This window comes from Streptomyces sp. NPDC026515, from assembly GCF_055567595.1.
In genome coordinates this window covers 19086-45956 of record NZ_JBVHQD010000036.1, presented here as the reverse complement: position 1 = coordinate 45956, position 26871 = coordinate 19086, and the positions used below count along the sequence as shown (strand labels likewise).

The following is a 26871-nucleotide window of genomic DNA, read 5'->3' as shown; positions in this document are numbered from 1 at the left end:
GGCCGCTTCCTTGCGGGCCTCTTCATGGGCCCAAAAATTAGTGATCAATAACTAAGCGACTGTCACACACGCTCTGGGGGAGCGATGTCACAAGAGACCGCACAGCAGACCGCACGTCAGGGGGGCGCCGCATGGGCGCTCGTCATCACCAGTGTCGCCGGATTCATGGCGGCCCTCGACAACCTCGTCGTCACCACCGCGCTGCCCTCCATCCGCAAGGACCTCGGCGGCGCGCTGGACGACCTCGAATGGACCGTCAGCGCCTACACGCTCACCTTCGCCGTCCTGCTGATGTTCGGCGCGGCCCTCGGTGACCGCTTCGGCCGCCGCCGGCTCTTCCTCGCCGGACTCACCGTCTTCACCGGCGCCTCCGCCGCCGCGGCCATGGCACCCGGTATCGACTCCCTGATCGCCGCCCGCGCGGTGCAGGGCGTCGGCGCGGCCGTGATGATGCCGCTGACGCTCACCCTGCTGACGGCGGCCGTGCCGGAGGCCAGGCGCGGGATGGCCTACGGTATCTGGGGGGCCGTCAACGGGCTCGCGGTCGCCTCCGGGCCGCTCATCGGCGGCAGCCTCACCGAACACGTGTCCTGGCACTGGATCTTCTGGCTGAACGTCCCGCTCGGCCTCGCGCTGCTGCCCCTCGCCCGGCTCCGTCTCGCCGAGTCCCACGGCACCGGCGCCCCGCTCGACTTCCCCGGCACCCTGCTCGCCAGCGGCGGACTCTTCGGGATCGTCTACGGCCTGGTGCGCGGCCCCGCCGACGGCTGGACCAGCTCCCTCGTACTGACCGGACTGTTCGCGGGCGGCGCCCTGCTTGTCGGCTTCGTCGTCCACGGCAGCCGCGCGAAGAACCCCATGCTGCCGATGCGGCTCTTCCGCTCCCGCGCCTTCTCCGGGATCAACGCGGCCAGCCTGCTGATGTTCCTCGGGATGTTCGGCTCGATCTTCCTGCTCAGCCAGTACATGCAGGGCGTCCTCGGCTACTCGCCCACCGAGGCGGGCCTCAGGATGCTGCCCTGGACCGGCATGCCGATGCTCGTCGCGCCGATCGCCGGGATCCTCTCCGACCGGATAGGCGGCCGCCCGGTCGCCGCCGCCGGACTCTTCCTGCAGGCCGCCGGGCTCGGCTACATGGCCTCCGTGGTCACCGCCCATGCCTCCTACGGTGTCCAGCTGCCCGGTCTGATCATCAGCGGTATCGGCATGGCGCTGTACTTCGCCCCCGCCGCCAACCTGGTGATGTCCGCCGTACGCCCGCAGGAACAGGGCATCGCCTCCGGTGCCAACAACGCGCTGCGCGAGGTCGGCGGCGCGCTCGGCATCGCCGTCATGTCGTCGATCTTCGCCGCCCAGGGTGGCTACGAGAGCGCCCAGAGCTTCGTGGACGGGCTGCGGCCCGCCCTGGTCACCGGCTCGGCCGTGGTCGCCCTCGCCGGGATCGCCGCCCTGTGCATCCCCGGCCGGCGTCGTGCGACGCGGACGGTGACCGCGGGGGAGTCGGCCCCGGTTCTGGAGGGTGTCGGCAACTGACGGCAGCGACCGACCGCACGCGCGCGTGGGGTTCCCGTCCGGCGGAGACGGGCCCCACGCGCGCGTGCGCTGCGTGACGGAGGGAGTGCCGGTGGCGTCTCGTAGTCTTGGGCGCGTGCAGGAACTCCACGACGCCCCCCTCGCCCCCCTCACCACCTTCCGGCTCGGTGGCCCCGCCACCCGGCTGGTCACCGCGACCACCGACGCGGAGGTGATCGCCGCCGTCCGCGAGGCCGACGACAGCGGGACCCCGCTGCTGGTCATCGGCGGCGGCTCGAACCTGGTCATCGGTGACAAGGGCTTCGACGGCACTGCCCTGCGCATCGCCACCACCGGTTTCGAAACACGCGGTACGACGCTGGAGCTGGCGGCCGGCGAGGTGTGGACCGACGCGGTCGCCCGCACCGTCGAGGCGGGCCTCGCGGGCATCGAGTGCCTCGCCGGGATCCCGGGGTCCGCCGGCGCCACGCCCATCCAGAACGTCGGTGCCTACGGCCAGGAGGTCTCCTCGACCATCACCGAGGTCGTCGCCTACGACCGGCGGGCCGGCGAGACGGTGACACTGACCAACGAGGAGTGCGTGTTCTCCTACCGGCACAGCCGGTTCAAGGCCGACCCCGACCGGTACGTCGTCCTGCGGGTGCGCTTCGGGCTGGAGGACGCCGGCGGGCTGTCGGCGCCGGTGCGGTACGCCGAGGCCGCGCGGGCCCTCGGAGTGGATCAGGGGGACCGGGCGCCGCTGGCGCGCGCCCGCGAGGCCGTGCTCGAACTACGAGCCGGTAAGGGCATGGTGCTCGACCCCGACGACCACGACACCTGGTCGGCGGGATCCTTCTTCACCAACCCGATCCTCACGGACGCGCAGCTCGCCGACTTCCATGCGCGCGTGCGCGAGCGGCTCGGGGACGGGGCCGAGCCGCCCGCCTACCCGGCCGGGGAGGGGCGTACCAAGACCTCGGCGGCCTGGCTGATCGACAAGGCCGGGTTCGCCAAGGGATACGGCAGCGGGCCGGCCCGGATCTCCACCAAGCACACGCTGGCGCTGACCAACCGGGGCGGGGCCACCACCGAGGACCTGCTGGAGCTGGCACGGGAGGTTGTGGCGGGTGTCCACCGGGCGTTCGGCGTGACGCTCGTCAACGAGCCGGTGACCGTGGGAGTGAGTCTGTAGCGGCCCTGCCGGCCGTGGGCGGTACGGCGCCCCCGCTCGCGTGGGACTTCAGTACGCCACACCACCCACCCGCTGGTTCATCGCCTGGGCCACCTCCGCCCGGGCGATGAAGCTGCCCTTCGCCGGGAAGCCGCCGATCACCGTGCGGTAGGGGCGCCTGCACCTTCGCCGCCGCCTCCCTGCTGCTCGGCGCTGCTCGGCGCCCGCGTCCAGCGGGGCTTCGCCTTCGAGGCGCCCCGACCGGCGGACGCCCGCCGCCGGACACCTTCGCCGCCCGGCTCGTCAGCACCCTGCTCGACGGAATCTCCGTTGCCGAGGAGCCCCGCGGCCCGCGACCCTGATGCCATGAGGCACGCCCCATGCGGCTGAGACTCCGCGAGTTCCGGCCCCGCACCGGCCCGCACGAGCGCCGGGTCGTCCAGCCCCGACAGCCCCTGCGCCACACCTCCCTGCGCCGGCCCGCGCCTGTCGGCACCCTCATGGGCGACCACGACGGGCTCAGCCGGCTCGCGGGGCTGTTCTCGTTCGCCGCCCACTCACCGCACACGATCGTCCACGTGCCCCTGCGGGACGGGGTGCCGCCCGACGAGGGCCGAGGGCCGCTCGTCGATCTCGTCCTGGCCCACGGCTCGCTCGGCCTGCGCGCCTCGCGGTGGCCCGGGCTGCGCCGACGGCTGCGGCGGGGCGACGGGGTCCCGCTCACCGTCCGCACCGACGAGGCGCGCACCGCGCGGGACGCCGCAGGCCTGCTCGCCCGGCAGCGGCACACCGACCGCCGGGACGAGCTGCGCCACACCGTCCACGCGAGCACGTTCTGCCTCTTCGGCAGCCGGGACGTCTTCGCCGAGGCCGCCATGTCGCTCGCCCGCGCGGCCGGCTGGGGGCCGCGTCAGAAGAGGGTGTCCGAGGGGCAGGCGGCACTGGTGTCGGGACTGTGGGGGCTGAGGCAGCCGCCCGGCGGCGGGCACCCGGTCGAGGTCCTGGTCTGCTTCAAGGCGTACCCGCCCTACGCCCACTTCCGAAGGCCCTGACGAAGAGGCCGATCAGGACGCCGGGGCGGCCAGCCATGCGTCGACGCCCGCCAGGAGCCTCGCCTTCACGTCCTGCGGCGCCGCCGAAGCCCGTACCGACTGCCGGGCCAGCTCCGCCAGTTCCGCGTCCGTGAAACCGTTGTGCACGCGCGCGATGTCGTACTGGGCGGCCAGACGGGAGCCGAACAGGAGTGGGTCGTCCGCGCCCAGCGCCATCGGGACGCCCGCCTCGAACAGCGTGCGCAGCGGGACGTCCCCGGGCTTGTCGTAGACGCCGAGGGCCACGTTGGAGGCCGGACACACCTCGCAGGTGATGCCGCGGTCCGCCAGACGCCGGAGCAGCCTCGGGTCCTCCGCCGCCCGCACACCGTGCCCGATCCGGGAGGCGTGCAGATCGTCCAGGCAGTCCCGTACCGACGCCGGCCCGGTCAGCTCGCCGCCGTGCGGGGCCGCCAGCAGTCCGCCCTCGCGCGCGATGTGGAACGCCCGGTCGAAGTCCCGGGCCATGCCCCGCCGCTCGTCGTTGGAGAGCCCGAAGCCGACCACACCGCGGTCCGCGTACCGCACGGCCAGCCGCGCGAGCGTGCGCGCGTCCAGAGGGTGCTTCATACGGTTCGCGGCGACCAGGACGCGCATCCCGAGGCCCGTCTCCCGGGACGTCGTCTCCACCGCGTCCAGGATGATCTCCAGCGCCGGGATCAGCCCGCCCAGGCGCGGTGCGTACGACGTCGGGTCCACCTGGATCTCCAGCCAGCCCGAGCCGTCCCTGACGTCCTCCTCGGCGGCCTCCCGGACCAGTCGCCGGATGTCCTCGGGCTCTCTCACACAGGAGCGCGCGGCGTCGTAGAGCCGCTGGAAGCGGAACCAGCCGCGTTCGTCGGTGGCCCGCAGTCTGGGTGGTTCGCCGCTGGTCAGGGCGTCGGTCAGCGCCTCGGGAAGGCGTACACCGTACTTGTCGGCCAGCTCCAGGACGGTTGCCGGCCGCATCGAACCGGTGAAGTGCAGATGCAGGTGAGCCTTCGGCAGCTCAGTGACATCACGTACGTGCTCCATTCCAGGATCCTGCCGCACACGACCGGTGCACCGGTAGCCGATTCCCCTTTAGTGGCCTTGCTCGCACACGCGAACGGGCCGCCTCCCCCGGAGGGAGACGGCCCGCACGCGCGCGTGCAGCGCGGAAAAAAAGAGGTCAGTCCTGCGCCTCGGCCAGCAGCTTCTGCATGCGGCTCACGCCCTCGGCGAGGTCCTCGTCACCGAGCGCGTACGACAGCCGCAGGTAGCCGGGCGTGCCGAAGGCCTCACCGGGTACGACCGCGACCTCGGCCTCCTCCAGGATCAGCTCGGCCAGCTCCACCGAGGAGGCCGGCCGCCTGCCGCGGATCTCCTTGCCGAGCAGCCCCTTGACCGACGGGTACACGTAGAAGGCGCCCTCGGGCTCCGGGCAGACCACGCCGTCGATCTCGTTGAGCATCCGCACGATGGTCCTGCGGCGCCGGTCGAAGGCCTCGCGCATCTTCGCCACGGCCGCCAGGTCGCCGGAGACGGCGGCCAGGGCGGCGACCTGCGCCACGTTGGAGACGTTCGAGGTGGCGTGCGACTGGAGGTTCGTGGCCGCCTTGACGACGTCCTTGGGGCCGATGACCCAGCCCACCCGCCAGCCCGTCATCGCGTACGTCTTGGCGACACCGTTGACGACGACGCACTTGTCGCGCAGCTCGGGCAGGATCGCCGGCAGCGAGGTGAACTTCGCGTCGCCGTAGACGAGGTGCTCGTAGATCTCGTCGGTCAGCACCCACAGGCCGTGCTCGACGGCCCAGCGGCCGATCGCCTCGGTCTCGGCCTCGCTGTAGACCGCGCCGGTCGGGTTCGACGGGGAGACGAAGAGCACGACCTTCGTCTTCTCCGTGCGCGCCGCCTCCAGCTGCTCCACGGAGACGCGGTAGCCGGTGGTCTCGTCGGCTACCACCTCCACCGGGACACCGCCGGCCAGCCGGATCGACTCCGGGTACGTCGTCCAGTACGGGGCGGGGACGATGACCTCGTCGCCCGGGTCCAGGATCGCGGCGAAGGCCTCGTAGATCGCCTGCTTGCCGCCGTTGGTGACGAGGACCTGGCCCGCGTCCACCTCGTAACCGGAGTCGCGCAGCGTCTTCGCGGCGATCGCGGCCTTCAGCTCGGGCAGACCGCCGGCCGGCGTGTACCGGTGGTACTTCGGGTTCTTGCAGGCCTCGATCGCGGCGTCGACGATGTAGTCCGGGGTCGGGAAGTCGGGCTCACCGGCGCCGAAGCCGATCACCGGGCGTCCGGCGGCCTTCAGGGCCTTGGCCTTGGCGTCCACGGCGAGGGTGGCGGACTCGGAGATCGCGCCGACTCGGGCGGAGACCCGGCGCTCGGTGGGAGGGGTTGCAGCGCTCATGGGGTCCATCGTTTCAGACCGGAAACCTGCGTGGCACGCCGGTTTCACAGACTGAACAACCACGGGCCAGGCCGTGAACAAGCGTCCGAATCCCGGCCGCGGCCAGGACGATCTTCCGTACGGTCGCCCCGGACTGCCACTTTCTGTTCGACGCGGCGCCGTGGACCACGTACACTCACTCCTCGTTGGCCTTCAGCGGGCGCGACCGAGCGAGTGCACTCCGAGCACTCGGCCGGATGCGGTACGTTGGTGGACACAGCAAAGGGTCGTAGCTCAATTGGTAGAGCACCGGTCTCCAAAACCGGCGGTTGGGGGTTCAAGTCCCTCCGGCCCTGCTACACACACCGCCAGGATGTGTGCGCATGTACGTACAAGTATTGCACCGCCGTGCGGCTCAGGACCGGGCGCGGCACGGCCACGACCCGGGATCAGGTGAGGATGAATGACGGACGCCGTGGGCTCCATCGATACGCCTGATGCCCAGGACGAGGTGTCGGAGTCCAAGAAGAAGGCCCGCAAGGGCGGTAAGCGTGCCAAGAAGGGCCCGCTGAAGCGCCTTGCCACCTTCTACCGCCAGATCATCGCGGAGCTCCGCAAGGTCGTCTGGCCGACTCGTAACCAGCTGACGTCGTACACCACCGTGGTGATCTTCTTCGTCGCCATCATGATCGCTCTGGTGACCGTGATTGACTATGGACTCAACCACGCTGCCAAGTACGTCTTCGGCTGAGCACAGAGCGAAGGGCGCCGTGGTACCGGCGCCCGTTTTCGCATGTTCCACCCCTATGTATCCAGGAAGAAGCAGCCATCGTGTCTGACCCGAACCTGAACGACGACGCCACCGAGCCCCGCGGGCAGGCGGCCGAGACGGTCGACGACGAGCTCGACATCGTCGAGGGCGCGGACGAGCAGGACGAGTTCGAGGCTGCGGAGGCCGAACTGGGGGAGCCGGCCGAGGAGACCGCGGTCCACGTCGAGGACGAGGACGAGGCTGTCGGCGCGGAGGAGTCGGAAGAGACCGACGAGGACGCCGAGGAAGACGCCGACGAGGCCGAAGAGGCCGTCGCGGAAGAGCCCGCCGAGCCGGTCGACCCCGTCCAGGCGCTCCGCGAGGAGCTCCGCCTGCTGCCGGGCGAGTGGTACGTCATCCACACCTACGCCGGGTACGAGAACCGCGTGAAGACCAACCTGGAGCAGCGCGCCGTCTCGCTGAACGTCGAGGACTACATCTTCCAGGCCGAGGTGCCGCAGGAAGAGGTCGTCCAGATCAAGAACGGCGACCGCAAGACCATCAAGCAGAACAAGCTGCCCGGTTACGTGCTCGTCCGCATGGACCTGACGAACGAGTCCTGGGGTGTCGTCCGCAACACCCCGGGTGTCACCGGCTTCGTCGGCAACGCCTACGACCCCTACCCGCTGACCCTGGACGAGATCGTCAAGATGCTCGCGCCGGAGGCCGAGGAGAAGGCGGCGCGCGAGGCGGCGGAGGCCGAGGGCAAGCCGGCGCCGCAGCGCAAGGTCGAGGTCCAGGTGCTGGACTTCGAGGTGGGCGACTCGGTGACGGTGACCGACGGTCCGTTCGCGACGCTGCAGGCGACGATCAACGAGATCAACCCCGACTCCAAGAAGGTCAAGGGTCTGGTGGAGATCTTCGGTCGGGAGACGCCGGTGGAGCTGTCCTTCGACCAGATCCAGAAGAACTAGTCCCTTCTGGAGATCGCACTTCCGAGCAGGTCAGGCCTCGCCTGACCTGCTCGGTTTTTGGCCGCGCATCCATACCCGTTATCGTTGTGCGGTATGCCTGCGTCCGGGTGGTCCCCGGGTGCGGGCAGGACCCGAATGGAAAGGACCCGGAGAGCTATGCCTCCCAAGAAGAAGAAGGTCACGGGGCTTATCAAGCTCCAGATCAACGCCGGTGCGGCGAACCCGGCCCCGCCGGTCGGCCCCGCGCTCGGTCAGCACGGCGTCAACATCATGGAGTTCTGCAAGGCCTACAACGCCGCGACCGAGTCGCAGCGCGGTTGGGTCATCCCGGTCGAGATCACGGTCTACGAGGACCGGTCCTTCACCTTCGTCACCAAGACCCCGCCGGCCGCGAAGATGATCCTCAAGGCCGCCGGTGTCGAGAAGGGCTCCGGCGAGCCCCACAAGACCAAGGTCGCCAAGATCACCCAGGAGCAGGTCCGGGAGATCGCCCAGACCAAGCTTCCCGACCTGAACGCCAACGACCTGGACGCCGCGTCGAAGATCATCGCCGGCACCGCCCGTTCCATGGGCATCACGGTCGAGGGCTGATCCCCACCTTCGTAGAACCACCGTGGTAGGGCCTGCTCGGCCCGTACACCACGACTCCTTCAGAACCCACAGGAGCAAGTTGTGAGCAAGCGCAGCAAGGCCCTTCGCGCTGCGGACGAGAAGATCGACCGGGAGAAGCTGTACGCCCCGCTCGAGGCCGTCCGTCTCGCCAAGGAGACCTCCACGACCAAGTTCGACGGCACCGTCGAGGTCGCCTTCCGCCTGGGTGTCGACCCGCGCAAGGCCGACCAGATGGTCCGTGGCACCGTGAACCTCCCGCACGGCACCGGTAAGACCGCCCGGGTCCTGGTCTTCGCGACCGGTGACCGTGCCGAGGCCGCGCGTGCCGCGGGCGCCGACATCGTCGGCGCCGACGAGCTGATCGACGAGGTGGCGAAGGGCCGTCTGGACTTCGACGCCGTCGTCGCCACCCCGGACCTCATGGGCAAGGTCGGCCGCCTCGGCCGCGTCCTCGGCCCGCGTGGTCTGATGCCGAACCCGAAGACCGGCACCGTGACCCCGGACACCGCCAAGGCTGTGACCGAGATCAAGGGCGGCAAGATCGAGTTCCGCGTCGACAAGCACTCGAACCTGCACTTCATCATCGGCAAGACGTCCTTCGACGACGACAAGCTGGTGGAGAACTACGGCGCCGCGCTGGAGGAGATCCTCCGTCTGAAGCCGTCCGCGGCCAAGGGTCGCTACATCAAGAAGGCCGCCATCAGCACCACGATGGGCCCCGGCATTCCGGTCGACTCGAACCGCACCCGCAACCTCCTCACCGAGGAGGACCCGGCCGCCGTCTGAGCCCCGCGCTCGGTCCGGCAGCCGCGTCAGGGACGCGTCACCACCAGGACGGGCCCCGCAACCCCGGAGGGTTGCGGGGCCCGTCCCGTTTCCCGGCCGCGCGGGCTCCCGCGTCGCAGGACCTCGGCCCCGGCTGTCGGTGGCCTGGGTTAGCGTCGGGGGTGCGGGAGTCGTAGGGGGGTGGGCCGAGATGACGAGGCCGAGGGTGCGCCGGGTGGTCCCGGCGATAGCGGTGGCGATCACGCTGACCGGGGCGGCCGCCTGCACCTCCTCGTCCGGCCCGGACACCGGGAGCGGCGGCAGCGCGCACCACGCCCGCGCCCTGGCCGCCCTGCGTTCCGCCGAGCGGTCCACGCAGCGGGCCCGGTCGGTGCGGGTCCGCTCCACCACGGCCCTGGGCTCCCTGATGTCCACGAGGGCCGAGGGTGCCCTCGGCTGGGCGGACGGCCTCACCGGCACGCTGACCATCACCTACACCGGAGGCAGCACCGCCGACCTGATGCGCAGGCTCGACTCGACGTCCCTGGAGACCCGCTACCTCCACGACGCCTACTACGCCAAGGTCGGTCCCGCCTTCGCCCGGAAGCTGGGCGGCAAGCACTGGATCAAGTACCCCTACGACTACCTCGCGACCCTGGGCGGCGGCTCGGGCGCGATGATGACCGACCTGATGCGCAACACCACGCCCAACCGGTCGGTGCGGCTGCTGCTCGCCTCCGGGGACGTACGCAGGACGGGCGAGGAGCAGGTCTCCGGCGTGCACACCACGCACTACTCGGGCACGGTGAGCGTCTCCGACCTGAGCGGCGAGAGCGAACTGCGCGGCCAGCTCACCGAGGCCGGTGTCGGCACCGAGACCGTCGACATCTGGGTCGACGACAAGAACCTGCTGGTCAAGAAGGTCGAGAGGGCCGCCACGGCGAGCGGCGCGATGGCCCAGACCGCCTACTACAGCGACTACGGCGTGCCGGTCGCCGCCGAGCAGCCGCCGGCCGGCGACACCGAGGACTTCAGGACCCTGCTGAAGAAGCAGGGCGGCACCGGATCGACCTCGTGAGAGCGGCCGTTCGGAGCGGATTTGCTCGACAGTGCACCGGTCCCGTACTCTCCTGGAGAAGCCAAAGACCGCTGGTCGTTGCCGTGTGCTCGTAAGAGGGCGCGGTGGCCGAAGGATCCGCTGAACCGCGGACGACCCGCGCAGGTGACTGTGGAAGTGTTCCCGGGACACATGCTCAGGTGTGTGTGATCGGTCGAGCTACGCCCCGTGCGCCTGCGCCGGGGCGTTTCGTTTTCTCAGCCCCTTCTGAGCGGTCCTCATCACCCGGAAGGAGGCCGACGCTCTATGGCAAGGCCCGACAAGGCTGCCGCGGTAGCCGAGCTGACGGAGCAGTTCCGCAGCTCGAACGCCGCCGTGCTGACCGAATACCGGGGTCTCACCGTGGCGCAGCTCAAGACGCTGCGCCGTTCGCTCGGTGAGAACGCCCAGTACGCCGTGGTGAAGAACACGCTGACCAAGATTGCGGCCAACGAGGCCGGGATCTCGACGCTCGACGACCTGTTCAACGGTCCGACGGCGGTCGCCTTCGTCACCGGTGACCCGGTGGTGTCGGCGAAGGGTCTTCGTGACTTCGCCAAGGACAACCCGAACCTCGTCATCAAGGGCGGTGTCCTTGACGGCAAGGCGCTGTCCGCCGACGAGATCAAGAAGCTTGCGGACCTCGAGTCCCGCGAGGTTCTGCTCGCCAAGCTGGCGGGCGCCATGAAGGGCAAGCAGACGCAGACTGCTCAGCTCTTCCAGGCGCTTCCCTCGAAGCTCGTCCGCACCGTGGACGCGCTCCGTGCCAAGCAGGACGAGCAGGGCGGTGCCGAGTAATTCGGCTCCCGAAATGACCGCCGCCTGAGGTTCGCCGTCGCAAGCGAAGCACCTGAGGCAGAGGTCGTAGCGGGCCGAACGTACGCCCGCCAGACATGTACATCCGGCACCAGCCGAAATTAGTGGAAGGAAAGCCATCGTGGCTCTCACCCAGGACGAACTGCTCGCCGAGTTCGAGGGCATGACCCTCATCCAGCTCTCCGAGTTCGTGAAGGCGTTCGAGGAGAAGTTCGACGTCACCGCCGCCGCCGCGGTCGCCGTCGCGGGCCCCGCCGCCCCGGGCGCCCCGGTCGAGGCCGCTGAGGAGAAGGACGAGTTCGACGTCATCCTCACCGGTGCCGGCGACAAGAAGATCCAGGTCATCAAGGTCGTGCGTGAGCTCACCTCGCTCGGCCTGAAGGAGGCCAAGGACCTCGTGGACGGCGCCCCGAAGCCCGTCCTCGAGAAGGTCGCCAAGGACGCCGCCGAGAAGGCCGCCGAGTCCCTCAAGGGCGCCGGCGCCTCCGTCGAGGTCAAGTAAGGCCTCTGAGGTCGCGCAGACCTCTGTGCGCTGAAACACGCCCCTCGGGCCTGTAACGCGCGGACCGCGAAGAGCGATCATCCATCCGGGTGGTCGCTCTTCGGCGTTCCCGGGAGGCCGACCACGGTTGCCTTGCACCCGCTCCGGCGGGGGGTATGGTGATCTTCGTCGTGTCCCTGGCGCACCGGGTTTGCGCAGCGGGGCCTTGACGAACCGCACGCAGCGCGCAATTCTCAGGACGCGTCGCCAGAACGGTCCGAATCCGAGGCATGGATCGGCGACGAAGAGGGCAGTATGAACGTGCGTTGAAGAGGGCAGCATGAACGTGCGTTGAGGGCAGGGATGACGCAGGCGTTGACGATGATGAGGGTCTCAGAAAATGGAGACTGGACATCAGTGTGCCAAGTGGCTACACTGACCCTTTGCGCTGCCTGTTAGCTGTCCCCTGCCCGTCACCAGGGGTCTGCCCTCACCCGAATGCCGACGACCGAACCTCCTCTGAACTGGGGTTTCCGTCTCTGTGTCCGGGAAGGGACCGGGGAGCGCGTAGTGAGTCCGAGCCCTCGGAAGGACCCCCTCTTGGCCGCCTCGCGCACTGCCTCGAACGCGAATATGAACAACGGCGCCAGCACCGCCCCGCTGCGCATCTCCTTTGCAAAGATCAAGGAGCCTCTCGAGGTTCCCAACCTGCTCGCGCTGCAGACCGAGAGCTTCGACTGGCTGCTCGGCAACACCGCCTGGCAGAGTCGGGTCGAGGAGGCTCTGGAGTCAGGTCAGGACGTCCCCACCAAGTCCGGTCTGGAGGAGATCTTCGAGGAGATCTCCCCGATCGAGGACTTCTCCGGGTCGATGTCGCTGACGTTCCGCGACCACCGTTTCGAGCCGCCGAAGAACAGCATCGACGAGTGCAAGGAGCGCGACTTCACGTACGCCGCCCCGCTCTTCGTCACGGCCGAGTTCACCAACAACGAGACCGGCGAGATCAAGTCTCAGACGGTCTTCATGGGCGACTTCCCGCTCATGACCAACAAGGGCACCTTCGTCATCAACGGCACCGAGCGTGTCGTGGTGTCGCAGCTGGTCCGTTCACCCGGTGTCTACTTCGACTCCTCGATCGACAAGACGTCCGACAAGGACATCTTCTCGGCCAAGATCATCCCCTCCCGGGGTGCCTGGCTGGAGATGGAGATCGACAAGCGCGACATGGTCGGTGTCCGCATCGACCGCAAGCGCAAGCAGTCGGTCACCGTCCTGCTCAAGGCGCTCGGCTGGACCACCGAGCAGATCCTCGAGGAGTTCGGCGAGTACGAGTCGATGCGCGCCACCCTGGAGAAGGACCACACCCAGGGCCAGGACGACGCGCTGCTCGACATCTACCGCAAGCTGCGTCCGGGCGAGCCCCCCACGCGTGAGGCCGCGCAGACGCTCCTGGAGAACCTGTACTTCAACCCGAAGCGCTACGACCTCGCCAAGGTCGGCCGCTACAAGGTCAACAAGAAGCTCGGTGCGGACGCTCCGCTGGACGCCGGCATCCTGACCGTCGAGGACATCATCTCGACGATCAAGTACCTGGTGAAGCTGCACGCCGGCGAGACCGAGACGGTCGGCGACAGCGGCGGCTCGATCGTCGTCGAGACCGACGACATCGACCACTTCGGCAACCGTCGCCTGCGCAGCGTCGGCGAGCTCATCCAGAACCAGGTCCGTACGGGTCTGGCCCGTATGGAGCGCGTCGTGCGCGAGCGCATGACCACCCAGGACGTCGAGGCGATCACGCCGCAGACCCTGATCAACATCCGGCCGGTCGTCGCCTCCATCAAGGAGTTCTTCGGCACCAGCCAGCTGTCCCAGTTCATGGACCAGAACAACCCGCTGTCGGGTCTCACCCACAAGCGCCGACTGTCGGCTCTTGGCCCGGGTGGTCTCTCCCGCGAGCGGGCCGGCTTCGAGGTCCGTGACGTGCACCCCTCGCACTACGGCCGTATGTGCCCGATCGAGACGCCCGAAGGCCCGAACATCGGTCTGATCGGCTCGCTCGCCTCCTACGGTCGCGTCAACGCGTTCGGTTTCGTCGAGACCCCGTACCGCAAGGTCGTCGACGGCCAGGTCACCGACGAGGTGGACTACCTGACCGCCGACGAAGAGGACCGATTCGTCATCGCGCAGGCCAACGCCGGCCTCAACGACGACCTGCGCTTCTCCGAGAACCGCGTCCTGGTCCGCCGCCGTGGCGGCGAGGTCGACTACGTCGCCGGTGAAGACGTGGACTACATGGACGTCTCGCCGCGCCAGATGGTGTCGGTCGCGACCGCCATGATCCCGTTCCTCGAGCACGACGACGCCAACCGTGCCCTCATGGGCGCGAACATGATGCGCCAGGCCGTGCCGCTCATCAAGAGCGAGGCCCCGCTCGTCGGCACCGGCATGGAGTACCGCTCCGCCGTCGACGCCGGTGACGTGGTCAAGGCCGAGAAGGACGGTGTGGTCCAGGAGGTCTCCGCGGACTACATCACCACCACCAACGACGACGGCACGTACATCACGTACCGCCTGGCCAAGTTCTCCCGGTCCAACCAGGGCACCTCGGTCAACCAGAAGGTCATCGTCAACGAGGGCGACCGGATCATCACCGGCCAGGTCCTGGCCGACGGTCCGGCCACCGAGAACGGCGAGATGGCCCTCGGCAAGAACCTGCTCGTGGCGTTCATGCCGTGGGAGGGTCACAACTACGAGGACGCGATCATCCTGTCGCAGCGCCTCGTGCAGGACGACGTCCTCTCCTCGATCCACATCGAGGAGCACGAGGTCGACGCCCGTGACACCAAGCTCGGCCCCGAGGAGATCACCCGGGACATCCCGAACGTCTCCGAGGAGGTCCTCGCCGACCTCGACGAGCGCGGCATCATCCGGATCGGTGCCGAGGTCGTCGCCGGTGACATCCTCGTCGGCAAGGTCACGCCCAAGGGTGAGACCGAGCTGACGCCGGAGGAGCGCCTGCTGCGCGCGATCTTCGGTGAGAAGGCCCGTGAGGTCCGTGACACCTCGCTGAAGGTCCCGCACGGCGAGATCGGCAAGGTCATCGGCGTCCGCGTCTTCGACCGCGAAGAGGGCGACGAGCTCCCGCCGGGCGTGAACCAGCTGGTCCGCGTCTACGTGGCGCAGAAGCGCAAGATCACCGACGGCGACAAGCTCGCCGGCCGGCACGGCAACAAGGGTGTCATCTCCAAGATCCTGCCGATCGAGGACATGCCGTTCCTGGAGGACGGCACCCCGGTCGACATCATCCTCAACCCGCTGGGTGTCCCGTCCCGAATGAACCCGGGACAGGTCCTGGAGATCCACCTCGGCTGGCTCGCCAGCCGCGGCTGGGACGTCTCCGGCCTCGCCGACGAGTGGGCCCAGCGGCTCCAGGTCATCGGCGCCGACCAGGTCGCCCCGCGCACCAACGTCGCCACCCCGGTGTTCGACGGTGCCCGCGAGGACGAGCTGGCGGGTCTGCTGCAGCACACCATCCCGAACCGCGACGGTGACCGCCTGGTCCTCCCGTCCGGCAAGGCGCGGCTGTTCGACGGCCGCAGCGGTGAGCCGTTCCCGGACCCGATCTCGGTCGGCTACATGTACATCCTCAAGCTCCACCACCTGGTCGACGACAAGCTGCACGCCCGCTCGACCGGCCCCTACTCGATGATCACCCAGCAGCCGCTGGGTGGTAAGGCCCAGTTCGGTGGCCAGCGCTTCGGTGAGATGGAGGTGTGGGCGCTGGAGGCCTACGGCGCCGCGTACGCCCTCCAGGAGCTGCTGACCATCAAGTCCGACGACGTGACCGGCCGCGTGAAGGTCTACGAGGCCATCGTCAAGGGCGAGAACATCCCCGAGCCCGGCATCCCCGAGTCCTTCAAGGTCCTCATCAAGGAGATGCAGTCGCTCTGCCTGAACGTGGAGGTGCTGTCCAGCGACGGTATGTCCATCGAGATGCGTGACACCGACGAGGACGTCTTCCGCGCTGCGGAGGAGCTCGGCATCGACCTGTCCCGGCGCGAGCCGAGCAGCGTCGAAGAGGTCTGACGGGAGTCCGGTAGGGGCCTCGCCACCGTGTGAGGCCCCCGCCGACCCCCAGGCCCCCGTTTCAGACCAAAGACTCACAACCCTGAGAGGGATTGACGCATAGTGCTCGACGTCAACTTCTTCGACGAGCTCCGGATCGGCCTGGCCACCGCTGACGACATCCGTCAGTGGAGCCACGGCGAGGTCAAGAAGCCCGAGACCATCAACTACCGCACCCTCAAGCCGGAAAAGGACGGGCTCTTCTGCGAGAAGATCTTCGGCCCCACCCGGGACTGGGAGTGCTACTGCGGCAAGTACAAGCGCGTCCGCTTCAAGGGCATCATCTGTGAGCGCTGCGGCGTCGAGGTGACCCGCGCCAAGGTGCGCCGTGAGCGGATGGGCCACATCGAACTGGCCGCGCCCGTCACCCACATCTGGTACTTCAAGGGTGTCCCCTCGCGCCTGGGCTACCTGCTCGACCTCGCCCCGAAGGACCTGGAGAAGGTCATCTACTTCGCGGCGTACATGATCACGTTCGTCGACGAGGAGCGCCGTACCCGCGACCTGCCCTCCCTGGAGGCGCACGTCTCGGTGGAGCGCCAGCAGGTCGAGAACCGCCGCGACTCCGACCTCGAGGCCCGCGCCAAGAAGCTGGAAAGCGACCTGGCCGAGCTGGAGGCCGAGGGTGCCAAGGCCGACGTGCGCCGCAAGGTGCGCGAGGGTGCCGAGCGTGAGATGAAGCAGCTGCGCGACCGTTCGCAGCGCGAGATCGACCGCCTCGACGAGGTGTGGACCCGCTTCAAGAACCTCAAGGTCCAGGACCTGGAGGGCGACGAGCTTCTCTACCGCGAGCTGCGTGACCGCTTCGGCACGTACTTCGACGGCTCGATGGGTGCCGCGGCGCTGCAGAAGCGCCTGGAGTCCTTCGACCTCGACGAGGAGGCCGAGAAGCTCCGCGAGATCATCCGCACCGGCAAGGGCCAGAAGAAGACCCGTGCCCTGAAGCGGCTGAAGGTCGTCTCCGCGTTCCTGCAGACGTCCAACAGCCCCAAGGGCATGGTCCTGGACTGCGTCCCGGTCATCCCGCCGGACCTTCGCCCGATGGTGCAGCTGGACGGTGGCCGCTTCGCGACCTCCGACCTGAACGACCTGTACCGCCGTGTGATCAACCGCAACAACCGCCTGAAGCGCCTTCTCGACCTCGGTGCGCCCGAGATCATCGTGAACAACGAGAAGCGCATGCTCCAGGAGGCCGTCGACGCGCTCTTCGACAACGGCCGTCGTGGCCGCCCGGTGACGGGTCCCGGCAACCGTCCGCTGAAGTCGCTGTCCGACATGCTCAAGGGCAAGCAGGGCCGCTTCCGTCAGAACCTGCTCGGCAAGCGTGTGGACTACTCCGCGCGTTCCGTGATCGTCGTGGGTCCGCAGCTCAAGCTGCACCAGTGCGGTCTGCCGAAGGCGATGGCGCTGGAGCTGTTCAAGCCGTTCGTGATGAAGCGCCTGGTCGACCTGAACCACGCGCAGAACATCAAGTCCGCCAAGCGCATGGTGGAGCGCGGCCGCACCGTCGTGTACGACGTCCTCGAAGAGGTCATCGCCGAGCACCCGGTGCTGCTGAACCGTGCGCCGACCCTGCACCGCCTGGGCATCCAGGCCTTCGAGCCGCAGCTGGTCGAGGGCAAGGCCATCCAGATCCACCCGCTCGTCTGCACCGCGTTCAACGCGGACTTCGACGGTGACCAGATGGCCGTGCACCTGCCGCTGTCCGCGGAGGCGCAGGCCGAGGCCCGCATCCTGATGCTGTCCTCGAACAACATCCTCAAGCCCGCCGACGGCCGTCCGGTGACGATGCCGACCCAGGACATGGTCCTCGGTCTGTTCTTCCTCACCACCGACGGCGAGCTGCGCGACACCAAGGGCGAGGGCCGCGCGTTCGGGTCCACGGCCGAGGCGACCATGGCGTTCGACGCCGGCGAGCTGGCGCTGCAGTCGGCGATCGACATCCGCTTCCCGGTGGGCACCATCCCGCCGCGCGGCTGGACCCCGCCGGCTGTCGAGGAGGGCGAGCCGGAGTACCAGACCGGTGACACCTTCCGGCTGCGCACCACCCTGGGCCGCGCGCTCTTCAACGAGCTGCTGCCCGAGGACTACCCGTTCGTCGACTACTCGGTGGGCAAGAAGCAGCTCGGCGAGATCGTCAACGACCTGGCGGAGCGCTACCCCAAGGTCATCGTGGCGGCGACGCTCGACAACCTGAAGGCGGCCGGCTTCTACTGGGGCACCCGCTCCGGTGTCACCGTGGCCATCTCCGACGTCGTCGTCCCCGAGGCGAAGAAGGCGATCGTCGCCGGCTACGAGGCTCAGGACGAGAAGGTCCAGAAGCAGTACGAGCGCGGTCTGATCACCAAGGAAGAGCGCACGCAGGAGCTCATCGCGATCTGGACCAAGGCGACCAACGAGGTCGCCGAGGCGATGAACGCGAACTTCCCCAAGACCAACCCCATCTTCATGATGGTTGACTCGGGTGCCCGAGGAAACATGATGCAGATGCGGCAGATCGCCGGTATGCGCGGTCTGGTGTCGAACGCGAAGAACGAGACGATCCCGCGTCCGATCAAGGCGTCCTTCCGTGAGGGCCTGTCGGTGCTGGAGTACTTCATCTCCACGCACGGTGCCCGTAAGGGTCTCGCCGACACCGCCCTGCGGACCGCCGACTCGGGTTACCTCACCCGTCGTCTGGTGGACGTCTCCCAGGACGTCATCATCCGCGAGGAGGACTGCGGCACCGAGCGCGGCCTCAAGCTGCACATCGCGGAGGTCGGCGCGGACGGCGTGCTGCGCAAGGCGGAGAACGTCGAGACCAGCGTGTACGCCCGTGCGCTGGCCGAGGACATCGTCGTCGACGGTGTGGTGCTGGCCCCGGCCAACACCGACCTCGGTGACGTCCTCATCGAGGAGCTCGTCGCCCGTGGCGTCTCCGAGGTCAAGACCCGCTCGGTCCTGACCTGCGAGTCCGCCGTCGGCACCTGCGCCATGTGCTACGGCCGTTCGCTGGCCACCGGCAAGCTGGTCGACATCGGTGAGGCGGTCGGCATCATCGCCGCCCAGTCCATCGGTGAGCCCGGTACCCAGCTGACGATGCGTACCTTCCACACCGGTGGTGTGGCCGGTGACGACATCACCCAGGGTCTGCCGCGTGTCGTCGAGCTCTTCGAGGCCCGTACCCCGAAGGGTGTCGCTCCGATCTCCGAGGCCCAGGGCCGCGTGCGGATCGAGGAGACCGAGAAGACCAAGAAGATCGTCATCACCCCGGACGACGGCAGCGACGAGACGGCGTTCCCGATCTCGAAGCGCGCCCGGCTCCTGGTCAGCGAGGGCGAGCACGTCGAGGTGGGCCAGAAGCTCACCGTGGGTGCCACCAACCCGCACGACGTGCTGCGCATCCTGGGTCAGCGTGCCGTCCAGGTCCACCTGGTCGGCGAGGTCCAGAAGGTCTACAACTCGCAGGGTGTGTCGATCCACGACAAGCACATCGAGATCATCATCCGGCAGATGCTGCGCCGTGTGACGATCATCGAGTCCGGCGACGCCGAGCTGCTGCCCGGCGAGCTGGTCGAGCGCTCGAAGTTCGAGCACGAGAACCGTCGTGTGGTCCAGGAGGGCGGTCACCCGGCCTCCGGTCGTCCGCAGCTCATGGGTATCACCAAGGCCTCGCTGGCCACGGAGTCCTGGCTGTCGGCGGCGTCCTTCCAGGAGACGACGCGAGTCCTCACCGACGCGGCGATCAACGCCAAGTCCGACTCGCTCATCGGTCTCAAGGAGAACGTCATCATCGGTAAGCTCATCCCGGCCGGTACGGGTCTGTCCCGCTACCGCAACATCCGGGTCGAGCCGACCGAGGAGGCGAAGGCCGCGATGTACTCGGCCGTCGGCTACGACGACATCGACTACTCGCCGTTCGGCACGGGCTCCGGCCAGGCCGTTCCGCTGGAGGACTACGACTACGGTCCGTACAACCAGTAGTAGCGGGTTCTGAAGGGCGGTCACCCCGATTGCGGGGTGACCGCCCTTCGGCGTCTCACCGTGCCGTCAGTTCCAGCGCGGCGACGACCACGGTCGCGACGGCGGCCAGCACGCCGACACTGGCCAGCGGCCAGCGCGACCGCTCCAGGGCGTCCAGGCGCTGCTCGTGGTCGGCGAGCTGCTTGTCGGTCTGGTCGCTGCGCTGGACCAGCAGTGCGAGGGAGCCGTCGACGCGGGCGAACCCGGCCTCCAGGGTGCCCCGCAGCCGCTCCAGTTCCAGGGCCACGGCGATCGGGTCGTTCGGGTCAGCGTCGGTCATCAGCGCCTCCCGTCCGCAGCCAGGACGGCAGCAGCGGCTGTACGGCGGGTTCGGCCATGACCCGGGTGACGCCGGCGGCGACGGCCAGTGCGCCGGCGGCCCAGGGCAGGGTGGCCGGGATGCCGGCGGTGTCGACGACCGTCGGCAGCAGGACGCTCAGGCCGACAGCGGTTTGCACGACGGTACGGAGGGTCCGCCTGGCGGCCTCTGACATGGGGTGCCTCGTTTCTTCGGAGGGCGTTCAGGAGCTGTACGGGACCTTGAGCGCCGCCCAGGAGACGGCACCCGGCCAGCCGTCGGCCGCCGAGCCGGTGTAGCCGAGCTTGCGCTGCCACTTCGCGTACGACGCCCGGTCGGCCTCGGTCCACTGCGGCCCGGGGCCGTCGGAGTACGCGGAGCAGCCGACGGCGACGAGCCGCCTGCCCAGCGCGGTGACCACCGCCGACCTCGGCTGCTTCCGGAACCAGTCGGCACCGGGGAAGGGCTGGTAGGCGGGCTTGCCGGGTGGGGTCCTCGCTTCCAGCCGGGCCGCGACCCGGCCGCGGAAGCCGGCCATCGCGAAGCCCTTGGGGTCGATCTTGGTGTTGGTCCACTCCTTGTGGCCGATCACCGAACGGGCGCTCCAGCCGTGCGCCCGGCACAGCGCGGCCGACGCCCGGACCATGGCCTCCAGCTGGACGGCGGGCCACGGGTCCTTGCCGTCACCGAGGTTGACGCATTCGAAGCCGTAGAAGTGGGCGTTGCCGTCGGTGTCGTTCCGGTGGGGTGCGGGGAGCGAGGCGCTCTCGGCGGCGACGGCCCGCAGGACGTCGCCGTCGCCGCTGCCGGCGTGGTTGGCGCGGCCGTTGCCCACGAGATGGACCGTGCCGTCCTTGGCGATCACGCCGTGGCAGAGCGGGCCGGGCAGGTCGGAGCGGCCGTTGAAGCACATGCTGACGGAGGTGCTGGTGCCGGAGGTGACGGTGTGATGGATGATCACGCCGTTCACCGGGCCCCAGGCACCGTGTCCGGCCCTGTTGTGGGTGCGCCAGCCGTCGTGCTCGACGACGGTGACGCCATCGGCCCTGAGAGCGGAAAGGAGGACTTCGGCGGAGAGGGGTGTGGCCATCGGGATCCTTCCGGGTGGGATGCGGGCATGAAAAAACCCCGGCCGGCGCGAGGCGGCTCGGGGTGCGGCTGGGGCGCGCCGTGGGGTGGGCGGACGGTCAGGCGCCGGTCTCCGTACCGGACCCGGAGGCCGTGTCCGTCGGCCCGTCGCCCGATCCGTCGGCGGCGGGCGTCCAGGTGGCGCACAGGGCCGTGTAAGCCGCGGTGTTCTGGGCGAAGTTGGCGAGGGCGGCGGCCACCGCTCGCTGGACCGCCGTCTGGTCGGGGACCACCGGGGCCGTGCCGACCGGTGGGACGGTGACCCGGCCGATGCCGCGGAGCACGGCGTTGTCGGTGCCGGACTCGGTGAACTGGGCGATGACGTTGACCGCGGAGTAGGTGCCGGTGATCGAGTCCGGGCCGATGACGTCGCTCAGGCTGGTGTCGGAGACGTTGACGTGGATGGTGTGGCCCGCCTCGGTGAGGGTGGCCCGGCCGGCGAAGTCGATGGCGAGGCCCCAGGGCTGGCTGGTGTCGATGTCCATGGGAGGGGGGTCCTTTCCTGGCAGCGGGTCAGGTCTGGCGGCCGTACATGAGCACGGGGCTGGCGTAGACGGTGCCGGACGCGCTGGTGACCACGGCCTGGATCTCGACCTTGAGCAGCGTGTTGTAGACGGACGCGAAGTCGGCGCTGAGCGGGCCCGAGTAGTCGAAGTCCGCCGGGGTGTCGGCGACACCGCCCCACTGGACGCCGTTGACCAGCACCTTGACCTGACCGGTGGCCCCGGAGCTGGCCCGGGTGTTGACCAGCAGGCGCATGTTCGGCTGCCAGACGACGTTGTACGACATCGCGACCGTCGTGAAGCCGCTGGTCGTGGTGGTCTGCGGCCAGCGGGACAGGGCGGTGTCCTGCGGCGGCAGCATGTTCAGCCAGGGCCGGGCCAGGCCGCCGGCTCCGATGTCGTCGGAGATGAGCTCGCGCTCGGCGGAGTCGTAGATGCGCAGCGGCTGCAGCGAGCCGGCGGTGCCGTCCCCGTTGTACATGCTCAGGGCGCGTTCGCCGGTCTGACGGCGCAGCTCCATCTGGTACTCGCCGCCGTTCCAGTTGCCGACCCGGAAGATGGCGGCCCCGCCGGACGGTCCGACCGACAGGGAGCCGGAGACCGTGCTGAGCGGCGGCCGGGTGTTGACGGCGGTGGACAGCTGCTGGATCCGGCGTTCCATCTGGGTGAGCCGGTCGATGATGTCTTCGGGGAGCTGGGGCATCAGGCGGCCTCCTCCAGGTAGAGCTCGGCGGTGTCGGGGCGGCCGCGCTGCGCCGGGCTGACCTTCACGCCGATGATCCGGTAGCCGGCGTCCAGGCCCTCGGTGAACCACTCGTCGGTGATGCGGATGCGCGCGGTCCGGCCGAGCAGCGCGGTCGGCACCAGGTCGTCGAGCCGGATGCTGATCTCCGGGACCACCACCGCGCCGGTGGCGGCGGTCAGTTCGGTACGGGCGAGGGCGTTCAGGGTGGCCGGGTCGCTGACGTCGTTGTGGTCGGAGGTGAGGTCGATGCGCGGGTAGCCGGCGGCGCCGATGAGCCGGTCGGCGACGGCGACCGTGGAGGCCAGGGGCCGGGACTCGGCGGACTGGTCGTCGTTGACGGAGGCGCCCCGGGCCCGGGCGGTGGTGCCGCCGCGGGTGGCGTCACGCGGGAAGGAGTACGACAGGATCGAGCCGGGCCGGTCCAGGACCAGGGGCGTGGAGCCGGTCTGGATCCGCGGGCAGCCCAGCACCAGCCGGCGTACCCGGGTCCCGGTGACCGGGTCGGTGTAGACGCTGACGTGGTACTCGAAGCCGTTCTCCAGGGCGGCCAGCGCGTCCAGCGCGTCCTGGTAGGAGGTCTCGTCGCCGTCCCGGTAGGTGATCGTGCGCGGCACCGGGGAGGTCTCGGTGCCGGAGGTGACGAGGATGTTCCCGCCGTCGAGCTGGGTCTGCATGTGGTCCCACAGGCCGCGGGCGACGTCCAGCTGGTCGGCGTCGGTGAAGGGCAGCTTGAACAAGGGGTCGTAGGCGGGAGTGTCCGCCCGGATCACCCGCCGCCCCGCGTACGACTCGAAGGTGGCCGCCTGGATGCCGAGGGTGAGGATGCCCTGGTCGTCGCTCTGCAGGGTGCTGGTCCAGATGATCCCGCCCCACCACAGGTCGGTGCCGCGCTGGAGGTAGACCGAGGTACGGCCCTCCTCGATCCTGCGGACCCGGGCGGCCACCTCCGCGTTGGGGACCGGGACGGTGCCGGACAGCGACCCGGCCTTGCCGATGTAGTCGTCGACGGTGACATCGCGCAGCGGCAGGATGTCGATGGTCCTGTCGGTGAGCAGGTCGCAGAAGATCGCCCGGTAGGGCGTGCTGACGGACGTGGTCATGAGGCCGCCTCGTAGGTGGCGCTGCCGACCACGGCATGGCCGCTCGCCCAGGTCCAGGGGGTCAGGGAGTCCACGCCGCCGGTGTTGGTGAAGGCGGCGCCGGAGGGCCGCCCGGAGGAGACGATCAGCTCGAAGGCCGTGCTGGTCGCCAGCGAGACCCTGGCCGTGACGCGGTTGGGCGCGTCGACGGCGAGTTCGGCGAAGCCGATCAGCGGGCGGGTCGCGACGGCCGCGGTCGGCAGCGAGAAGCGCCAGTTGTCACTGGTGGTCGCCCCGGCGCCGAAGCCGGTGGTGCTGCCGAAGGTGATCGAGAAGTTGAGGTGCACGGTCGTGCCGAACTTGACGTACCGGCCGCTGACGGCGGCGTTGCCGAACGCGGGCGGCGCGTTGCCGCTGCTGGTCGTCCAGGCCGGCGTCCAGTCCTGCCAGACGGGCAGCACCGGGTAGTTGGCCCAGGCGGTGCCGTTCCAGCGCTGCAACTGGCCGTTGACGTCACGGTACTGACCCGGGTAGGCGCCGCCCGCGCTGTCGGTGGTGACCGGGAGGATGCCGCCGAGGCCGACGGTGGCGGTACGCATACCGGTCAGTGCGCCGGTCCAGTCGATGGCGTTGCCGCCGGCGCCGGCCCCCTTGGCCACGGCGACCTGGTACAGCGGGATCGACAGGGCCGGTGTCGCGGGTACGGCCGGCGTGGCGGCCGGGATGCCCCGGACGATCTCGACGGTGGCCTCGGTGCGACCGGAGCCGTCGTAGGCGTCGTCGTAGACGCGCAGGACGACCAGGTCGATCCGGCCGTACTGGGCGTCGCCGTCGGTGAAGGTCAGGGGCAGGTACTCGGTCAGCGCGACCGGGTAGGCGCCCTGCGCGTCGGCGCCCTGGACGAGGGCCCGGCCGGGGCTGACCGTGGCCGTCATGGTGCCGGTGGCGCCCGTCAGGGTGAAACCGGAGATGCGGTACTGGCCGTCGGGGGAGCCCGGCAGGATGCCGGAGCGGGTGGCGACGGGGGAGGTCGGGGTGAGGACGCCGAGGGCGGCGAGCCGGGTGTCCTCACGGGTCTGGCTGTCCGGGGACAGCCAGCCGGAGCGTACGGGCATGGTGAACTCCTTGCTGGATCGGGGGAGCCGGGGGCGAGGGGGCGGCCGCGCGGCGCGCCTGCGTCAGGAGGCGGACTCGTAGGTTCCGTAGACGGACAGCACGTCACCGGCGCCCCAGGTCACGGGCGCCGACTTGTCCCAGATGGCGGTGGTGGCGGCGAAGCCGTCGCGCAGCGAGCGGACGACGCCCCCGTTGGTCGTCGCCAGCAGCCCGCTGCCCTGGTAGAAGAGCTGGGCCGACTGGTCGTAGGCGACCGCGGTCAGCACCCGCCCGTCCAGCTTCCACCCGGTGGACACCGGCACGGCCGGCAGTGAGAACGTCCAGTTGGCGTTGGCGTCCTGGGCGGCGAGGTTGGTCGTCGAACCGATCAGCAGATAGATCCTGACGTGCACGATGGTGCCGGTCTTCGCGTACGCCCCGGCGAGCGTGCCGTTGCCGAGGACGGGCGCGGCGCCGGTCTCGGCACGCCAGACGGGCGTGTAGTCGGTCCAGGTCGGCACCGGCTGGTACGAGACCCACGCCGAACCGTTCCAGCGCTGGAGCAGTCCGGCGGAGGAGTCCCGGTACTGCCCGGTGTAGCCGGCGGTGGTGACCGCCCCGGCCGGGGCGATCCCGCCCAGGGCGCTCGGGTACGACACCCAGGCCGAGCCGTCCCAGCGCTGGAACGCGCCTCCGGAGTCGCGGTACTGGCCGGGGTAGGCGCCGTTGCCGGTCTCGCCGACCACCGGCAGGATGCCGCCGACCGCCACGGTGGGGGTGCGCAGGTCGGTGACGTCGGTGCTCCAGTTGATGCCGCCCTTGCCGGCGCTGATACCGGCGCGGACGGTGACCCGGTAGAGCGGCAGCGCGATGGGCGGGGCGGCGGGCACGGCCGGGACGGCGGCCGGGGTGCCCTGGACGATCTCCAGGGCTGCCCTGGTCTGCCCGGAGTTGTCGTAGAGCGAGTCGTAGATCCGCAGGACGACCAGGTCGGTCCGGGAGTTGGCGGCGTCGCCGTCGGCGAAGGTGAGGGCGGTCGGCTCGGACAGCGTGACCGGGTAGGCGCCCTGGGCGGCCGAGCCCGCGATGACGGCCCGGCCCTCGCGGACGGTCGCCGTCATGGCGCCCGAGGCGCCTTCCAGCGACAGGCCGGACAGCCGGGAGAGACCGTCGTACGACCCCGGCAGGATGCCGGAGCGGACCTCGAGCGGGTTGGCCGGCGTGGTCGCGCCGAGCTGGGTCAGTCGGGTGTCCTCGCGGGTCTGACCGGTCTCGGCCACCCATGAGCTGCGGAGGTTCATCTGCGGTTCTCCCGTGGTGTGTCGACGTGGGCAGGGGCGTTGCTCACCACTCCGCCGAGCGCCAGCGGACGGTCAGCCGGGCGCCGGTGTCGTAGGCGTCGGGGCGGAACGCCAGCTGGGCGCGGCCGGGCTCGAAGGCGAACAGTTCCTCGGGGCTGCCGTCCGTGCCGGCGGTGTGGCGGCGGGAGGCGGTGGCGTTGAGGGTGACCGTGCCCTCCGCCGTGTCCACGACCAGCTCGTCACCGGCCGCGAGTGTGATGAGGTAGCGCAGCTTGCGGCCCGAGGTCCGGTCCGTGACGGTCGGGTTGGCGCACGGGCCGGTGAAGACGAGGGTCGGATGGGTGGGCGCCGAGCCGTTGTTGTCGGCGCTGACGTCACCGGTCGAGGCCGCCTGCCCCCAGTGGAGCGGCCAGGTCAGCGGCCAGGTGAGCCCGCTCTCCGGCTGCGGGGCGCCGGTCACGGCCGCCTGCTCGTCCACGGCGTAGCGGCGCGGGTCGGTGGCGTACCACTGCACGGCGGCCCTGGAGACGCCCTGCGTGGTGTAGGTCCGGTCGGCGCCCAGCACGCGCTGGGCGACCCGGGCCCGGACGGCCAGCGTCTCGCCGTGCAGCCGCACCGCCAGCCAGCGCTCCGCGTCCCCGAGCAGCAGCGCCTGGCGCAGCGTGCGCGTCGCGGCGAGGTAGGAGGCGCTGTCGTCGGACGGCGGTACGGTCCACATCGTGGCGCCGACCTTGCGGGGCTTGGCGTAGCGCGCCCCCGGCCAGGCGCCGTGCGCGGTGGGGTGGTCGGCGTCGGTGGTGTCGTAGTCCGGCAGGTCCTCCCAGCCGGTCAGCCCGTCACTGCCGATCTCGTACGGCGTACCGGGGCCGAGCAGCAGTCCGGCCCACTGCATCTGCCCGTCGCGGGTGATGAGTGAGCCGGGGGGAACGTCGTCGGCGTATGCGGTTGTGGTCAGGTCGGCCATCGGGCC

General features: G+C 69.8%; 23 protein-coding genes and 1 tRNA gene. 13 read left to right on the top strand and 11 right to left on the bottom strand.

Going from position 1 to position 26871, the window contains the following annotated elements; translation table 11 throughout:
* Positions 1–84: 84 nt before the first annotated feature.
* The 3 genes from ACZ4O3_RS42010 (at position 85) to ACZ4O3_RS42000 (ending at position 3735) form a co-directional block, all read left to right on the top strand.
* Positions 85–1533, top strand: a complete 1449-nt coding sequence (locus ACZ4O3_RS42010; RefSeq protein WP_467727627.1) for a DHA2 family efflux MFS transporter permease subunit — start codon at positions 85–87, stop codon at positions 1531–1533.
* 115 nt (positions 1534–1648) lie between these two features.
* Positions 1649–2704: a UDP-N-acetylmuramate dehydrogenase gene (locus ACZ4O3_RS42005; protein WP_467727625.1), complete on the top strand. Its 1056-nt coding sequence runs from the start codon at positions 1649–1651 to the stop codon at positions 2702–2704.
* Between the two features lie 359 nt (positions 2705–3063).
* A complete protein-coding gene (locus tag ACZ4O3_RS42000; RefSeq protein WP_467727623.1) occupies positions 3064–3735 on the top strand; it encodes a hypothetical protein in 672 nt (223 codons plus the stop codon).
* A gap of 12 nt (positions 3736–3747) precedes the next feature.
* Here the strand turns inward: ACZ4O3_RS42000 and ACZ4O3_RS41995 are convergent, their stop codons facing one another.
* Together ACZ4O3_RS41995 and ACZ4O3_RS41990 are read right to left on the bottom strand one after the other, a co-directional pair.
* Positions 3748–4788 (bottom strand): adenosine deaminase, encoded by a 1041-nt coding sequence (locus ACZ4O3_RS41995; protein ID WP_362725342.1) that lies wholly within the window; start codon positions 4786–4788, stop codon positions 3748–3750.
* A 136-nt stretch (positions 4789–4924) separates the two neighbouring features.
* Entirely contained in the window at positions 4925–6151 is a 1227-nt protein-coding gene (locus tag ACZ4O3_RS41990; protein WP_362725344.1) for a pyridoxal phosphate-dependent aminotransferase, read from the bottom strand.
* 262 nt (positions 6152–6413) lie between these two features.
* Here ACZ4O3_RS41990 and ACZ4O3_RS41985 point away from each other — a divergent pair.
* From ACZ4O3_RS41985 to ACZ4O3_RS41940, 10 genes are all read left to right on the top strand, one after another.
* A tRNA-Trp gene (locus tag ACZ4O3_RS41985) sits at positions 6414–6486 on the top strand.
* 107 nt (positions 6487–6593) lie between these two features.
* The gene (gene secE / locus ACZ4O3_RS41980; protein ID WP_071385039.1) at positions 6594–6881 is read left to right on the top strand and encodes a preprotein translocase subunit SecE; all 288 of its coding nucleotides are present in this window, start codon (positions 6594–6596) and stop codon (positions 6879–6881) included.
* Between the two features lie 80 nt (positions 6882–6961).
* Positions 6962–7855: a transcription termination/antitermination protein NusG gene (nusG, locus tag ACZ4O3_RS41975; protein ID WP_467727622.1), complete on the top strand. Its 894-nt coding sequence runs from the start codon at positions 6962–6964 to the stop codon at positions 7853–7855.
* A gap of 156 nt (positions 7856–8011) precedes the next feature.
* Positions 8012–8446, top strand: coding sequence for a 50S ribosomal protein L11 (gene rplK / locus ACZ4O3_RS41970; protein WP_132857189.1), 435 nt, complete (start codon positions 8012–8014; stop codon positions 8444–8446).
* Positions 8447–8527: 81 nt separating this feature from the next.
* Positions 8528–9253: a 50S ribosomal protein L1 gene (gene rplA, locus ACZ4O3_RS41965; RefSeq protein ID WP_351748951.1), complete on the top strand. Its 726-nt coding sequence runs from the start codon at positions 8528–8530 to the stop codon at positions 9251–9253.
* Positions 9254–9443: 190 nt separating this feature from the next.
* Positions 9444–10310 (top strand): SCO4651 family lipoprotein, encoded by an 867-nt coding sequence (locus tag ACZ4O3_RS41960; protein WP_467727620.1) that lies wholly within the window; start codon positions 9444–9446, stop codon positions 10308–10310.
* Between the two features lie 285 nt (positions 10311–10595).
* Positions 10596–11126, top strand: coding sequence for a 50S ribosomal protein L10 (gene rplJ, locus ACZ4O3_RS41955; protein WP_362719901.1), 531 nt, complete (start codon positions 10596–10598; stop codon positions 11124–11126).
* A gap of 136 nt (positions 11127–11262) precedes the next feature.
* Entirely contained in the window at positions 11263–11646 is a 384-nt protein-coding gene (gene rplL, locus ACZ4O3_RS41950; RefSeq protein WP_351318980.1) for a 50S ribosomal protein L7/L12, read from the top strand.
* A 579-nt stretch (positions 11647–12225) separates the two neighbouring features.
* Positions 12226–15711: a DNA-directed RNA polymerase subunit beta gene (rpoB, locus tag ACZ4O3_RS41945; RefSeq protein WP_362719898.1), complete on the top strand. Its 3486-nt coding sequence runs from the start codon at positions 12226–12228 to the stop codon at positions 15709–15711.
* A 102-nt stretch (positions 15712–15813) separates the two neighbouring features.
* Positions 15814–19713, top strand: coding sequence for a DNA-directed RNA polymerase subunit beta' (locus ACZ4O3_RS41940; RefSeq protein ID WP_362719895.1), 3900 nt, complete (start codon positions 15814–15816; stop codon positions 19711–19713).
* 55 nt (positions 19714–19768) lie between these two features.
* Here ACZ4O3_RS41940 and ACZ4O3_RS41935 read toward each other — a convergent pair whose 3' ends face one another.
* The 9 genes from ACZ4O3_RS41935 to ACZ4O3_RS41895 all read right to left on the bottom strand — a co-directional run bounded on the left by ACZ4O3_RS41935 (position 19769) and on the right by ACZ4O3_RS41895 (position 26865).
* A complete protein-coding gene (locus tag ACZ4O3_RS41935; protein ID WP_362564606.1) occupies positions 19769–20032 on the bottom strand; it encodes a hypothetical protein in 264 nt (87 codons plus the stop codon).
* The gene (locus ACZ4O3_RS41930; protein WP_384990644.1) at positions 20019–20246 is read right to left on the bottom strand and encodes a hypothetical protein; all 228 of its coding nucleotides are present in this window, start codon (positions 20244–20246) and stop codon (positions 20019–20021) included. Before ACZ4O3_RS41930 ends, ACZ4O3_RS41935 begins: the two co-directional genes overlap by 14 nt.
* Before the next feature lie 27 nt (positions 20247–20273).
* Entirely contained in the window at positions 20274–21140 is an 867-nt protein-coding gene (locus ACZ4O3_RS41925) for a peptidoglycan-binding protein (RefSeq protein WP_467727618.1), read from the bottom strand.
* Between the two features lie 97 nt (positions 21141–21237).
* Positions 21238–21663: an ATP-binding protein gene (locus tag ACZ4O3_RS41920; RefSeq protein ID WP_362726629.1), complete on the bottom strand. Its 426-nt coding sequence runs from the start codon at positions 21661–21663 to the stop codon at positions 21238–21240.
* 28 nt (positions 21664–21691) lie between these two features.
* A complete protein-coding gene (locus tag ACZ4O3_RS41915) occupies positions 21692–22384 on the bottom strand; it encodes a hypothetical protein (protein ID WP_362726632.1) in 693 nt (230 codons plus the stop codon).
* Positions 22384–23526, bottom strand: coding sequence for a hypothetical protein (locus ACZ4O3_RS41910; protein ID WP_467727616.1), 1143 nt, complete (start codon positions 23524–23526; stop codon positions 22384–22386). Before ACZ4O3_RS41910 ends, ACZ4O3_RS41915 begins: the two co-directional genes overlap by 1 nt.
* Positions 23523–24620 carry a hypothetical protein gene (locus ACZ4O3_RS41905; RefSeq protein ID WP_362726637.1) on the bottom strand — a complete coding sequence of 366 codons (1098 nt, stop codon included), beginning with the start codon at positions 24618–24620 and terminating at the stop codon, positions 23523–23525. The genes ACZ4O3_RS41910 and ACZ4O3_RS41905 overlap by 4 nt, the downstream gene beginning before the upstream one ends.
* A gap of 63 nt (positions 24621–24683) precedes the next feature.
* The gene (locus ACZ4O3_RS41900; protein WP_467727614.1) at positions 24684–25901 is read right to left on the bottom strand and encodes a hypothetical protein; all 1218 of its coding nucleotides are present in this window, start codon (positions 25899–25901) and stop codon (positions 24684–24686) included.
* 43 nt (positions 25902–25944) lie between these two features.
* A complete protein-coding gene (locus ACZ4O3_RS41895; protein WP_467727613.1) occupies positions 25945–26865 on the bottom strand; it encodes a phage distal tail protein in 921 nt (306 codons plus the stop codon).
* Between the last annotated feature and the right edge of the window lie 6 nt (positions 26866–26871).

Excerpts from the sequence above, each read along its gene's own strand:
- ACZ4O3_RS42010 (WP_467727627.1), top strand. The coding sequence starts at position 85 with ATGTCACAAGAGACCGCACAGCAGACCGCACGTCAGGGGGGCGCCGCA.
- ACZ4O3_RS42000 (WP_467727623.1), top strand. The coding sequence starts at position 3,064 with ATGCGGCTGAGACTCCGCGAGTTCCGGCCCCGCACCGGCCCGCACGAG.
- ACZ4O3_RS41995 (WP_362725342.1), bottom strand. The coding sequence starts at position 4,788 with ATGGAGCACGTACGTGATGTCACTGAGCTGCCGAAGGCTCACCTGCAT.
- ACZ4O3_RS41990 (WP_362725344.1), bottom strand. The coding sequence starts at position 6,151 with ATGAGCGCTGCAACCCCTCCCACCGAGCGCCGGGTCTCCGCCCGAGTC.
- secE (WP_071385039.1), top strand. The coding sequence starts at position 6,594 with ATGACGGACGCCGTGGGCTCCATCGATACGCCTGATGCCCAGGACGAG.
- rplK (WP_132857189.1), top strand. The coding sequence starts at position 8,012 with ATGCCTCCCAAGAAGAAGAAGGTCACGGGGCTTATCAAGCTCCAGATC.
- ACZ4O3_RS41960 (WP_467727620.1), top strand. The coding sequence starts at position 9,444 with ATGACGAGGCCGAGGGTGCGCCGGGTGGTCCCGGCGATAGCGGTGGCG.
- rplJ (WP_362719901.1), top strand. The coding sequence starts at position 10,596 with ATGGCAAGGCCCGACAAGGCTGCCGCGGTAGCCGAGCTGACGGAGCAG.
- ACZ4O3_RS41935 (WP_362564606.1), bottom strand. The coding sequence starts at position 20,032 with ATGACCGACGCTGACCCGAACGACCCGATCGCCGTGGCCCTGGAACTG.
- ACZ4O3_RS41930 (WP_384990644.1), bottom strand. The coding sequence starts at position 20,246 with ATGTCAGAGGCCGCCAGGCGGACCCTCCGTACCGTCGTGCAAACCGCT.
- ACZ4O3_RS41925 (WP_467727618.1), bottom strand. The coding sequence starts at position 21,140 with ATGGCCACACCCCTCTCCGCCGAAGTCCTCCTTTCCGCTCTCAGGGCC.
- ACZ4O3_RS41920 (WP_362726629.1), bottom strand. The coding sequence starts at position 21,663 with ATGGACATCGACACCAGCCAGCCCTGGGGCCTCGCCATCGACTTCGCC.
- ACZ4O3_RS41915 (WP_362726632.1), bottom strand. The coding sequence starts at position 22,384 with ATGCCCCAGCTCCCCGAAGACATCATCGACCGGCTCACCCAGATGGAA.
- ACZ4O3_RS41910 (WP_467727616.1), bottom strand. The coding sequence starts at position 23,526 with ATGACCACGTCCGTCAGCACGCCCTACCGGGCGATCTTCTGCGACCTG.
- ACZ4O3_RS41905 (WP_362726637.1), bottom strand. The coding sequence starts at position 24,620 with ATGCCCGTACGCTCCGGCTGGCTGTCCCCGGACAGCCAGACCCGTGAG.
- ACZ4O3_RS41900 (WP_467727614.1), bottom strand. The coding sequence starts at position 25,901 with ATGAACCTCCGCAGCTCATGGGTGGCCGAGACCGGTCAGACCCGCGAG.
- ACZ4O3_RS41895 (WP_467727613.1), bottom strand. The coding sequence starts at position 26,865 with ATGGCCGACCTGACCACAACCGCATACGCCGACGACGTTCCCCCCGGC.